The following is a 12,061-nucleotide window of genomic DNA, read 5'->3' as shown; positions in this document are numbered from 1 at the left end:
GGACCCGCCCCCACAGCGGGTCCCGGCCACACCCACGGAGAAGCAGATGCCTACGAACACCACCGCCATCGCATTCGATGACGCACACGCCATAGAGCAGTACGGCCACCCGCTCGCCGAACTCGTCAGCGAGCGGTACGCAGTTCGGGAAGTCCTCAAGGACCGCCACCGCAGGGCGCCGAACGCACACCGGCCGCCGGCCCGCGAACCGCAGCCCGACCCGCACGCCGCCGAGCACTACGCAGTCCTGGAAGCGGCCATCTCGACCTGGACCTACCGGCCCGGCAAGTGATGAACGAGGAGCAGTTCCGCCGCCACGTACGGCAGCTCGCCCAGCTCCGCGGCTGGACCCTCGCCTACCACACGCACAACTCCAGGCGCAGTGACGCGGGATGGCCCGACGAGGTCTACGGCCACCCTGCCGCTGGGCGCACGGTCTTCATCGAGCTGAAGACCGACACCGGCCTCATACGCCCCGCACAGAAGCAGTGGCTTCGCCACCTGGCCGGGTGCGGCCTCGAGGTCGCCTTGTGGAGGCTCCGAGACCTCGCCCTTATCGTCGCCACCCTCGCCCCTGGCGGCCCGCGCGCCACCCTCCCCGACACGCTCTGAACAGGAACACCGTCATGTCCCACACCCCCGACAAGCCCCCCATGCCGGGAGCGGTCTGGTGCACCTCGTGCGACAGCTGGTTCAACCCGATCACCAACACCTGCCGCTGCAATAACCGCTGAAGACCCGCCATGACCGCCACAGCCCCGGCCGGCCGCTGCAACTCAACCTCAACGCCTACGGCCAAGGAAGCTCTCGCCGAAATCGCGAAACTCTCCAATGCGCTCTGTGAAGACCTCACCGACCGCCAGTGGCAGCTCGCCGCCCGAATCCGCCGCCTCGCAGAGACGCCACACGCGAACGGAGTCACCCTCTGATGCACGCCCGCTTCGAGCCCGTCCCCTCCCGCAGCTCGGACGCCGACACCACCGCGCGCGCCCTTCGCGAGAGGCCCGGCGACTGGGCCCTCATTTCGGAGCACCCCGTGATCGGTCAGGCCTCGAACCTGGCGTACCGCATCCGAACCGGCCGCCACTCATCCTTCCGCCCCGCCGGAGCCTACGAGGCGAAGTCCCGCAGCACCGCTGACACCGGCGCCGGGGTCTGGGCGCGGTACGTCGGCGACGCGGCAGTACCGGCGTAGACCTTCGTCTCCCTACACGCCCACCTGACCCGATGGCAGAGGTGCGCGGTACCGGCCCGTCCAGGGATATCGGCCGCAGAGTTCCAGGTTCGACCCCCAGGGTGGGCACTCACCCCATCACGTAGTCCTCCGCGGAGGGCGACCCAAGCTAGCCGCCCTCCGCCGCGCTTCACTCCACATCCGCCTGAACAGTGACCTGGACGCCGTCCTCCCCCGGGATCCTCCGGGGCGGAGTCGAGCTAAGACCTCGCCAATCCGCACCACCGCCACAGTGACTACGTCGCTCCTCCGCCGAAGCGTCGAGTGCCGTCAAGTGGGGTTAATGTCCATCTGATGATCCTGTCCACGAAGAGGGCAAGCCAACCACTGTATGGCACTACTCAGCTACTTTATAGGCCTAAGGCACATCGACACCCATTCGCCGTTGTTTGCCTGGAATCCGGTTACCTGCACATCAGTGATCGACGTCCAGTCTGCCACCACAGCAGGGCAGCCGCCGGGGCTGAAATAGGCCTTCGTTGCATACAGAACAAGATAGTTTTTGCCCCAAGGTGACGGCATGGAGCAAGACGCGTCGTAGCTCCAATCCCCGCCGAAGTAATTGACGCAGTCTCCCTGCGCGGCGAAGGTGACTGAGCGCAACCAAAGGGCCGTAACTCCGACTAGCAACAAAAACCCTGTGATGAGCGCACCAATCCCGACACCCTTGATCAGACGACTTGAGCGGGCCTTTGGTCGCCTGTCCCGCGTCGCAGGCAAGCCGGAGGGGGGCGCGGGATCGGCCGGGAATTCCTTGGTATTGGCGGGTGGCAGGGGCGAAGTAGCAGTCGTGTCACCTGCCCAGAACGCAGTCTTGTCTCGATGGTCCCAGGCCGTCGCCAGTATGCTCAGAGCCGTGTCGATGCTAGGCCGATCGGCCGGATCCTTGGCGGTCAGTGCCTTGATTAGCGGCGCCAGATGGCCGGCCTTCTGCATTATCGGAAGCGGCTCATTGACCACTGCCATCATCGAGTCCATCGGGTCGTCGCGCTGGAACGGCGAGTAGCCCTCCACTGCCTCGAATAAAACCACCCCGAGAGAGAATAGGTCCCCCGGGGGAAGGTTGCCGATAGCTGATTTTCTCCTCTCGGGGGCAGCGTAAGCCCAGGAGCCGAAGACCTCACCAGATCTAGTTAAGGCCGGCACGTCGGAGACGAAGCTCTTAGCGAGGCCAAAGTCTGCCAGTACGCTCCGGATGAACCTTCCCTGGCCGTCGGCCATGATCATAATGTTCTGTGGTTTGACGTCCCGGTGAACCAGCCCGACGGCGTGCGCGGCTTTCAAGGCCAGGAGCATATGCTCGGCTATTTGTGCGGCCAACTGCTCCGTCAACCCGGCGGGGTGTTCTCTGAGGACACCAGCCAAAGAGGCACCCCGTATCAGCTGCATCACGATCCAGGGGACACCGTTCTCGTTGACTAGGTCGTACACGGAGACGATGTTGGGGTGGTCGGACAAGGCAGCAGAGTTGGACGCTTCGCGATGGGCACGCTTGATGAAGCCGGCAAGGTCGGCAGCCGGGATCCGGTCGGTGAACACCTCCTTGATTGCCACGGTGCGGTCGAGGTGGGTGTCCTGGGCCATCCATACCCGGCCAAAGCCGCCGGAACCGAGCTCCCGCACAAGACCGTACCGCCCACCGCCGATCCACTTGGCGACTGGTAGTTCCGACACGAAGCCCCCCGGATCGCCGGATTGAGAACAGACGGTAGGGCATACAGCCTAAGTCGGACTGCCAGAGTTGGGCAGGTAGATGTAAGCCACCAGACCGGAGGCCCCTTTCCACCCTTAGTCGTCACGTCAACGGTGCCCGGTAAGCCTCCTGCCCTGGTACCCGAATGAAGCAGAACCCCTGCGTTGTGGATCAGCGAGCTCCGTCAGACCGTGCACGCCTGCGTCCATGCGGTCGAGCGAGTCCATACCCGCGACCCAGACCACCATCTGATGCTTCAGCTGCGGCCACTGGCAACATGATGCACCCGCCCCTGCTGATACAGCTGGGCAATCGGCTCGACCCTAAGGGCTTGCAGGACAATAAGTTACGTGCCTCAGCTCTTGACACCGCAGCTCAGGCAAGGTGTTCGCAAGCAAGTTAATTCCCTGCAAGCCCTTAGGGTGCGTATCCGGTTGTGATCAATCTGCGGGATTCGGGCCTCGCGGCGAGTCTGGACTGGTAGTTCCTCGTGTGTGACTCGAGTGCAACTCACTGATGTCGGCTGGGAGTTCGTCCGGCCGTACCTGTCGGCCGGCGAGTACGGCCCGTACCCTGAGCGGCTGCGGCAGCACTTCGAAGGGGTGATCTGGCTTCGCGCGCCGCCACGACGCCGCCGGAGTACACCTGGGCCAGGACGTCAGCACCGCTTTGGAGAAGGCCATGCTGAGGGCGCCCCACCTTCACAGGCGCGCCGGGATAGCCGACCCCGGCGGATGGCCGACCTGCCCAGACGAAGCCGTCGTACGCGAGAGGGCAACCGCACTCCTCTCCCGTGGACTTCGGGTCGAACGGCGGCTGCGTCGCAGAGCCCGACAGCATAGAACTCGGCCACAGAGCGCGGGGCTACGCCTGCCGAACCGCTACGGCGTGAGCTTGGCGCGCCGCCGGGTGGCGACCTCGCGGTAAACGTAAGTCGAGAGTGCTACGGGGAACATCGTCCACTCGTACCACCCCTCGCCATCCGTGTAAGCCCACCCCAAGGAGGAGGTCATAGTGTGGAAAGCCGTAGCGGTGATGACGGCCACGAATGCTCCGACCACGTAACCCACCGCGCGGAGCACGATTCCAGAACGTGGCGTGAGGGCCGCTGCGCATCCCAGAAGGGCCGTCAACGGGATGAAGACGCTGGCGAAAGAGTCGCTCGCACTGAGCAAGGTGAATCCGTCACTGCCGGAAGTGAACGTCAGCAGGAGCACGACCGCCGGGAGACCGAACCGCATCGGCGCATCGCGCCAGGCTGCGGGGACGGGCGGGGCCGGATCCGGATCCGCGACCGTGAGCGGGGCAGTGAGGACCGGGACCGGAGGGGCGGGCGCCGCGTGCGCGGGAGGGAGGTCCAGCTGCCGCAGGGCGCATGCGAGGGCGCCGGCGTCCGGGTAGCGCCGGGCGGGTTCCTTGCGCAGCAGGGTCAGGACGATCTCGTCCCAGGCCGCAGGGATGTCAGAAGAGACGGAGCTGGGTGGCGGGGGTTGTTCGGTGAGGTGCGCCGAGAGGTAGCCGACCGTGTCGGGGGCCTGGAACGGCAGGCGGCCCGTGAGCAGTTCGAAGATCAGGCAGCCGAGCGCGTACAGGTCACTGCTGGGCTCCGGGAAGCCGCGCGCCTGTTCGGGGGCCATATAGGCGGGCGTGCCGACGATGAAGCCGGTCTGGGTCAGACGGTCGCCGGTCACCGCGGGGTCGGCGGCCCGGGCGATGCCTAAGTCGAGGACCTTGACGGTGCCGGACGGGGTGAGGAGGACATTGGACGGCTTGATGTCCCGATGCATGATCCCGGCGTCGTGCGCGGCGGCCAACGCGTCGCATATCTGGACGCTCCAGCGAGCCACCAGGGGTGGAGAAACGGGTCCGCGGCGCAGTACCTCGTCCAGGCCTTCGCCGCGGACCAGCTCCATGACCAGGAACGGGGCCTTGCCCTCGGCTTCGCCCAGTTCGCCGAGGTCGTGAATCGTCACGACGTTGGCGTGCTGGAGGCGGGCCGTAATGCGTGCCTCGCGCAGGAACCTGGCGCGCACGTCCTGCCCGCGGGTGCCGCCGCCGGCGAGCAGGGAGATGACCTTGACCGCAACGGGCCGATCCAGGCTCTCATCGACGGCCTCCCACACCTGACCCATGCCACCCTCGCCGAGCTGGCGCCCCAGCCGGTACCGGCCGCCGAGAAATTGACCCTCCATCACTGCGTCTCCCCCTGCCCCGCCCAGACCTGCCCAGCCCCACGCCCGAACCCGTCCAGGGAGGATCATCACCCGAAGGGCGCCACCAGCGCATCCCCCCAGCCCCATCTCCGGCCTGTCCCGGCCACAGGCAGATAGCTTTCCCCAGGGCCACTCCGTAAGGCACGCCCCACCCGTCATACGGTCGTTCCCAAAAGTGCTGGGCTGGCGCCCGCACGACCGAGTCGCGAGCTAGAGAGCGGATTCAACGGGTGGTTCGGGTGAGGTCCTTGGGCCAGATCATCGAGGCGCTTAGGTAAAGTCCGGCGAGGTAGCTGTCCGGGGTCTTGTCGTACCGGGTGCGATGCCTCGCCAGGCTTTCAGCTTGTTGATCAGGCGCTCGACGATGTTCCGCCTCTTTGTAGAGGTCCGGGTCGTGGCTGACGGGCCGACCGCCCCTGGAGGCCTTTCTCTTCCGGTTCTTCTGCTGACCCAGATCCGAGTGATCCAGACCTACGCGGCTCTCGCCCAGCAGCCTTCGACCTGCGGCACCGCCGCGCTCCGGTGCCAGCTCATCCAGGGGCTCCGCGACCTGTACGCCCACCCCTACTGGACCGCTCCAGGCCACTCCCTACGCTGCCCTCGTCGAGCTACGACGGGAGGCCCGCGCCCTGGCATGGGTGGTCACGGCGTGAGCGGCGGCGCCTACACACAGACCCGCCTCCTCGCCCCCAGCTGAAATCCCTGATCCACAACCTCGAAGAGCTACTGTCTCAACAGGACCCCGCCGACTCCCCCCTCGGCGGGGTCCCACTGCACACGTGAACCGACCGCCCGGCGGAGTTCGCAGGGCCGCATGCTCTCCGCCCCCTCGGCCCGTCGATTCTGGTGCCCATGCCCGCTCTCGCCGCAACCGCTCCCAAGCGGCACCACCGCTGAGACCGGACTCTCGGCTCGCCGACGAATCCCCGCAGCGTGCGGCCTCGTGCCGCGGGTCAGCGGAACGCCCCATATGGAGGGCTTCCGGCTGGCAAACTCGGAACCGGCAGCGAGCATCATCTAGGGAGAGCCCATGGCCACGACCGTGGTCGGATTCCGACTCGGCAGCGACAAGCGCGGCCGCCAGGTGACGCTGCTCCTGACTGGCGCCGGCGTTCTACATCGCGGCAACGGCCTCTATGGAATGACCCCCCAGTTGAGTAAGCCTGCCGTGCCCGTTGCCGGCGTCGATCCGCATCCCGTCCCGCGGCAGGCCGCGCGGCTACGAGAAGTCCACGCCCAGCTCATCAAGGACGGGTACACCCGCGTACTCATCGCACCGGCCTGTATTCAGCTCAAAGAAGACGAGCACCCCCTCCACCCCCAGCCATACGGCGAGAACGCACCGCCACGGCACCCCGAACTCCTCAGTGAGTTCGTCGGTCGAGCTCCTGCCTCATGTGGCCAACTGGAAGACGCGATCCGCTCCTTCTACACGACGATCGGCCTGCCCGTCCGACCTGCCCATTCCATCCCACGCGCCAGATCGATATCACCGATGTCTCCTCGCGTAGAGGCCGCTTTGCACACCCTCGCGCACAATCAAATCCTCACCTCGCCCCGGGCCCGCGCGGTCGGGTGGAGGGTCACCCATGACTCCGTACGTCTGCACGTCGGGTCAGCAGGCGACAACCTCTCACACGCGGAAGTCCTCGATCTCCAGGCCGCTCTCACCGCGTGGCTCCGGCTACACCCCCGGGGCTCAGCGGGCTGAGCCCCGGCGACCGCCGGACCGCCCTTCTGCTCCGCCTCGAAGGTGTCTCCTCGGCCAGTTTCCTTACTGCGCCTGTGCGTTAAGGGCACGGGGAGCAACACTGTTTCCGGTGCCGGCGTACGGCGCCCTTCCCATGACGCCGCGACCCTGCTGGGGGCCTGATGACCGGCATCGTTCCATCCGACTCGGCACTCAGGCGTGCCCGGATCGCCCGGAACCTCACGTTGGAGGAGGCCGCGGACGAGCTCAACGACATCACCGGAGGCGCCACCGACGCGAGCCTCCTGAGTGCCTGGGAGTCTGGACGCAAACGGACCGGCGCGAAGAATCGGCGTGGCCTGTGCACGCTGTACGCCAAACGCTCCGAAGTCCTGTTCGCCCACCAGGACGGGCAGCGTTCGGCGAGCGTACTGGAGGCGACCGGCACCGATGTGGTGGTGCGGCTGCTCACCCGGTACGCCGACCTGGTCGAGGCCATGGTGAACGTGGCGGCCGACGCAACCGAGCAGTTGGTGGTGACCGGCTCTCGGAGCCGGGAGAAGGCATACCTGGGAGCCATCGAGTCCACCGTCGCCCAGAACCCCGACCTGGTGCACTACCGCATCCTCTACGGGCCGCCCCGTCATCCGCAGCTCACGGAACACCTGGTACGGCTACTTGAGTTACGCGACCCGTCCGAGCGGCGCAACGGGGTCAAGACGCTGCACGTCGGGCTCGTGCAACCGGATGCCGCCATGGAGCGATTCTTCGTGGCCTCCGAGCGGGCGGCCGTGGTACCGCTTCCGTCGTTCCACGGTGCCGAGGGCTTCGACTGCGGGGTCCTGCTCAGCCAGGAGGCCGCTGTGGGCCTCCTCCAGCATGGGCGAGAAGCGTGCGCTTCTGCCCGCCCTGTGGAGACGATAGAGGCTGTTCGTGCCCTGCCGGTCCGGCACGGGGGAGCTCTGTGGCAAGGAGAAGCGTGAGCAACGACCTGGTGGAAGCCGCCACCCAGCAGTCCGAGTCCGTCATCCAGCTGGCTCAGGACCTGATCCGGCAACCCTCACGCGGTGGGATTGACGACTACGCGCCCGTCCTCGACGTCCTCGAGACATGGCTGGCCGGGCGATCACTTCCGCACCGGCGCCTGCACGACGATGAAGGCCAACTTGTCGGCCTGCTCGTGGAGATCGCGGGCACCAGGTCCGGCATGTGGTGGACGCTGGACGCCTGCCTCGATACAGCCCCCTTCGGGGACGAGGCATCCTGGGACTTCCCTCCCACGATCGGCGACATCCACGAAGGCTGGCTGCGCGGCCGGGGCGCCGCCGACTCCAAACTCGCCGCTTCCGTCTTCTGTCACATCGCCGCTGATCTCCACGGCCACCGGGGCGACTTCGCCGGCGGGCTGGCCGTGCTCCTGGACGTCGACGAGCACACCGGCGGGTTCGGTGGGGCGCTCGCCTACCTGGCCGACGACCGGGCCGCCCGCCCGGCTGGGGTGATGATCGGCTACCCGGGCATGGACGAAGTGGTCGTCGGCGGGCGCGGGCTGTGGCGCGCCACGATCTCCGTACACGCACCCTCGGGCCACTCCGGCTCCAGCCGGACGACCGTCAGCGCGATCAGCCGTGCCGCCCGCCTGGTGCAGCTACTCGACGCGGCCGAGCTCCCCGACGTCGGCGACGGCTCAGGGTTTCCGCTCCCGCCGAAGCTGACCGTCACCGCCATCACCGGGGGGCAAGGCTTTTCCGTGACGCCGGGCTTGTGCTCGGTGAACGTCGACCTCCGCCTGACTCCGTCCTTCGACGCCGGGGACGCGGAGACGCTCGTCCGCAAGGCGACTGCCGAACTGGACGCCGAGATGCCCGGGCCGCTCCCCACCCAGGTCGATACCGTCGCCGTGTGGCCGCCGTTCCGGCTCCAGCCGGACGAGCAGCCCGCAGCCGCCCTCATCGACGCCGCGACCTCCTTCGGGCTCTCGGTACGGCCGAAGGTCGCGGGCCCGTCCAACATCGGCAATCTCCTCGCCAAGCACGACATCGCCGCCACCGCCGGCTTCGGCGTGCCGTACAAGGGGCTGCACGGCTTGAACGAGCGTGCGGACCTGGCCTCGCTGCCGACGGTGTACGCGGTCTATCAGCAGGCCGTACTGGAACTGCTGCACCGCAGCTGACCATTCGGGATCCCAACTCGCTACCAGATCCCTCCCAGACCGCATCCAAGAAAGGCCCCAACTTCGTCTCTGTCGAACGCAGTTGCTGCGCGGTGTCATAGAGGAGTCCAAGGGGTCGGGCGGAGGAAGCGCCGCCCGGCCCGCGGGGGGACCCACACATCGACTCCTCAAGGAGACAGTCATGGACTTCATCGCCACCGAGATCGTCGCCAAGCCCGCCGAGTACGTCACGCCGGCGCTGACCGAGCTCGGCACCGTCACCGCCGTCACCCTCGGTTCGGCTGGCGCCAACAACGCGGACGACACCCAGTACTGGGAGTAATCCGCTGGCTCGCAGGGCGTGAGTAGCTGAGCGGGCGCCCAGAGCCCCGGCGATGGCCGGTGGCTCTGGGCGCTCGCCCATGACCGGCACTACAGGCGGCAGTCAGGGGAGGATCGGGATGAGGTACGTCGTCGGGGCGTTCGACACAGGGCGCGGCGGGTCGGCCCGGGCAGGTGGCTGGCGCCCCCGGAACAGTGAGGAACGGAACTTCGAGGGCCTGTGCCGGATCTGGACAGTGGGCCACCACGGCGCCGACATCCGCAGCGGGCCCGCACTGGGCGGCAGTGCCGAGGTCCTGACCGCCGGCTGCTGCCTGGGTACGCAGCGGGAACTGAACGAGGCGCGGGACTCGGCGGAGCGAGGACGCTGGGCGCACGCCACACAGCTGCCCGGCTCCTACCTCGCGGTGGTGCGCTCGGGAAGCACCGTACGGGTGGCCGGAGACCGGGCCGGGACGATCGCCGTGCACTGGGTGGTGGACGGCGACGAGGTCCTGTGGTCCACCTCCGCCCTGGTCCTGGCCGCGTACACCGGCGGCTGCATCGACGAGGTCCGGCTGCTGGCCGCGCTGTGCCTGCGCGGCGTCGACCACCTCGGCCCGCACAGCTACTTCGAAGGCGTCCACCGGGTGCGCCCCGGGCACGCCCTCGTCCTGGAGCCCGGCGCGCAGCCCCGAACCGAGCACGTCCCCCGAGGCGACGACCGGCTGACCTTCGTGGAGGGAGCCGAAGCGTTGGCCGAGCAACTGTCGACCGCCGTGGTACGCCGGACCACCCTGAACCGCAGCATCTCCTCCGACCTATCCGGCGGCATGGACAGCGGCACCATCACCAGTCTGGCCGCCGCCCACAGGCCCCTGCTCGCCATCACCTATACCGACGATCACATGTCCGAGGAAGACGACGGGATCTATGCCCGCCGGGTGGCCGCCGACTTCCCCACGACGATCACCCACGCCCAGGTCAACGGTGTCACAGAGCTGGTCCAGCACTTCGACCAGCTCGATGACCTGTCCATGCTGCCCGTCACGGACAGTCCTTCCCTCACCCTCGGCCTGCTGGGGATCAAGCGGGCGCACTTGGCGCCTGCCCTCGGCTACGGCTCGGGCACCCACCTGACCGGACGCGGCGGCGATGACGTCCTGAGCGCCGTCCCGGCCATGAGTATCGACCTGTACCGCTCCGGACGCCGGCGGGAGGCACTCCGGCGTCTGGCCGCATTCGCCCGGGAGCGCCGGTGCTCCGTGCACTCCGTAGTGACCGCGGCCCGACGAACAGAGCGGACCACGTACGAGCAGGCCTTGGCCTCACTCTCCAACCACATCAAGGGCGCGGCCCCGGAGCCCCAGCCCGCGCCCGCAGGCTCTCTCGCCTGGTGTGGCACTCTGCCCTCCGCGGCGTGGCTGACCGGCGACGGCGGCACCGCGCTGGCCCTCCTCCTCGCGGGGCAGGCGGTCACTTCCGGTCCGGAGCCGCTGCCGGGCGGGCTGCACGAGCGGCTGTACCTGGAGCGGATGGGTGAGGAACACGGCACCTACGATCAGATCTCCCGGCAGCTATGGGGCCTGCCGATCCATGCCCCGTACCTGGACAACGCCGTCGTAGACGTCTGCCACGCGGTGCCGGGGTGGGAGAGGTCCGTCCCGGGCGACTTCAAGCCCCTCGCCCGCGCCGCCCTGACTGGGACCGCCCCCGCCTACCTCCTGGAGCGTCGCACCAAGACGTCGCAGACCGGCAGTGTCTACGCCGGGCTGCGCGCAAACGCGACCGCCCTGCAGCACATCCTGGCCAGCTCTCACCTCGCCGAGACCGGACTGATCGACGCGCAGCTGGCGCGGCGCACGCTGAAAGACGCGGTGCGCGGAGCACAAGCGCCCCTGGGGGCGCTGCACGCCCTGGTCGCGGCCGAGCTGTGGCTGTCCACCACGCCCACCAGCCGCGAGCAGTGGTGGGAGCAGGCCCCGATCGCGCAGAGGAGCTCGGTGTGAGGAAGCAGACCGGTGTGCACGTGGGGGTCAGTGCCGACGGCATCGCCCTCGTCGATACCCGCCCGCTGCGTGGCAGGTGGTTCTTCCTCGACCCGGTGGGCGCCCAGTTGTGGGCCAAGGCCACGACGGGCACCCGCACACCGGAAGCGGTCGAGGAGGTGGTGGGCTACTGGCAGCTGCGAGGCGTTGACCCCGCCCGGGTGCGGGCCGATCTGACGCAGGTAGCCGACAGCCTGGAACGGGCCCGCCTGCTGGTCCCCGCCCAGCGGCCGACGGGTCGCCCGGCCCGGAGGCAGGTCCGATTCGCCGTCCCTGTCCCTGGATGTCTCCGGGACCAGGTAGCCGGACAGGTGGGGCTGGCCTTGGCGCTGGTCTTGCTGCGATGCACGCCGCTACGGATCACCCTCGCCGTCGCCCGGGCAGCCACCCGGCTCCCCGGCCGAGCCGCAACCGTTGCGGAAGCGGAAACGGCACACGCCGCCGTGCGCCGCGGGATCCGCGCCTGGCCCGGCCGAGCCGCCTGCCTGGAAGAGTCCCTGGCCACGTTCCTCGCCGCCGCGCTCACCGGCCGGCGGCTGCGCTGGGTTCTCGGGGCACGGCTCATCCCTCACGGCGCGCACGCCTGGGTGGAGGCCGAAGAGGCCGTGATCGGGCAGGCCGAAACGGACCGAGTATGGCCATACATCGACGCTCTACAGGTGGAACGCTCGAACTGAAATTCGCCACCCCGCGCCACCGTTTCCACCCGT

At 68.2% G+C, this 12,061-nt stretch carries 11 protein-coding genes and 1 pseudogene; 9 read left to right on the top strand and 3 right to left on the bottom strand.

The genetic code is table 11. The annotated features are described in order from the left end of the window. The 3 genes from ACFV0Q_RS02280 to ACFV0Q_RS02270 form a co-directional block, all read left to right on the top strand. Positions 1 to 292, top strand: a 292-nt coding sequence (locus ACFV0Q_RS02280; protein WP_384999143.1) for a hypothetical protein, incomplete at its 5' end; no start/stop codon positions are given. After that, the gene (locus ACFV0Q_RS02275) at positions 292 to 612 is read left to right on the top strand and encodes a VRR-NUC domain-containing protein (protein ID WP_384999140.1); all 321 of its coding nucleotides are present in this window, start codon (positions 292 to 294) and stop codon (positions 610 to 612) included. The genes ACFV0Q_RS02280 and ACFV0Q_RS02275, both read left to right, overlap by 1 nt. A gap of 316 nt (positions 613 to 928) precedes the next feature. After that, complete coding sequence (locus ACFV0Q_RS02270) at positions 929 to 1,195, top strand: hypothetical protein (RefSeq protein ID WP_384999137.1); 267 nt, start codon at positions 929 to 931, stop codon at positions 1,193 to 1,195. Positions 1,196 to 1,579: 384 nt separating this feature from the next. Here ACFV0Q_RS02270 and ACFV0Q_RS02265 read toward each other — a convergent pair whose 3' ends face one another. From ACFV0Q_RS02265 to ACFV0Q_RS02255, 3 genes and pseudogenes are all read right to left on the bottom strand, one after another. Beyond that, the gene (locus ACFV0Q_RS02265) at positions 1,580 to 2,908 is read right to left on the bottom strand and encodes a serine/threonine-protein kinase (protein ID WP_384999134.1); all 1,329 of its coding nucleotides are present in this window, start codon (positions 2,906 to 2,908) and stop codon (positions 1,580 to 1,582) included. 900 nt (positions 2,909 to 3,808) lie between these two features. Next, positions 3,809 to 5,119 carry a serine/threonine-protein kinase gene (locus ACFV0Q_RS02260; RefSeq protein ID WP_384999131.1) on the bottom strand — a complete coding sequence of 437 codons (1,311 nt, stop codon included), beginning with the start codon at positions 5,117 to 5,119 and terminating at the stop codon, positions 3,809 to 3,811. Between the two features lie 244 nt (positions 5,120 to 5,363). Beyond that, positions 5,364 to 5,588: pseudogene (locus tag ACFV0Q_RS02255) on the bottom strand (IS5/IS1182 family transposase); the annotation flags it as partial. A gap of 582 nt (positions 5,589 to 6,170) precedes the next feature. Between ACFV0Q_RS02255 and ACFV0Q_RS02250 the strand changes: the two are divergent. From ACFV0Q_RS02250 to ACFV0Q_RS02225, 6 genes are all read left to right on the top strand, one after another. After that, positions 6,171 to 6,851 carry a hypothetical protein gene (locus tag ACFV0Q_RS02250; RefSeq protein ID WP_384999128.1) on the top strand — a complete coding sequence of 227 codons (681 nt, stop codon included), beginning with the start codon at positions 6,171 to 6,173 and terminating at the stop codon, positions 6,849 to 6,851. A 161-nt stretch (positions 6,852 to 7,012) separates the two neighbouring features. After that, positions 7,013 to 7,813 carry a multiprotein-bridging factor 1 family protein gene (locus ACFV0Q_RS02245; RefSeq protein ID WP_384999125.1) on the top strand — a complete coding sequence of 267 codons (801 nt, stop codon included), beginning with the start codon at positions 7,013 to 7,015 and terminating at the stop codon, positions 7,811 to 7,813. After that, a complete protein-coding gene (locus ACFV0Q_RS02240; protein ID WP_384999122.1) occupies positions 7,810 to 9,003 on the top strand; it encodes a M20 family metallopeptidase in 1,194 nt (397 codons plus the stop codon). Before ACFV0Q_RS02245 ends, ACFV0Q_RS02240 begins: the two co-directional genes overlap by 4 nt. 181 nt (positions 9,004 to 9,184) lie before the next feature. Then, positions 9,185 to 9,325, top strand: a complete 141-nt coding sequence (locus ACFV0Q_RS02235; RefSeq protein ID WP_384999119.1) for a lasso RiPP family leader peptide-containing protein — start codon at positions 9,185 to 9,187, stop codon at positions 9,323 to 9,325. 118 nt (positions 9,326 to 9,443) lie between these two features. After that, complete coding sequence (locus tag ACFV0Q_RS02230; protein ID WP_384999116.1) at positions 9,444 to 11,312, top strand: asparagine synthase-related protein; 1,869 nt, start codon at positions 9,444 to 9,446, stop codon at positions 11,310 to 11,312. Beyond that, positions 11,309 to 12,028: a lasso peptide biosynthesis B2 protein gene (locus ACFV0Q_RS02225; protein WP_384999113.1), complete on the top strand. Its 720-nt coding sequence runs from the start codon at positions 11,309 to 11,311 to the stop codon at positions 12,026 to 12,028. The genes ACFV0Q_RS02230 and ACFV0Q_RS02225 overlap by 4 nt, the downstream gene beginning before the upstream one ends. Positions 12,029 to 12,061: the final 33 nt, after the last annotated feature.

It is taken from the genome of Streptomyces sp. NPDC059564, from assembly GCF_042735575.1.
GTDB lineage: Bacteria > Actinomycetota > Actinomycetes > Streptomycetales > Streptomycetaceae > Streptomyces.
The sequence above is the reverse complement of the archived record's forward strand: the minus strand, read 5'-3'. Positions and strand labels throughout refer to the sequence as shown.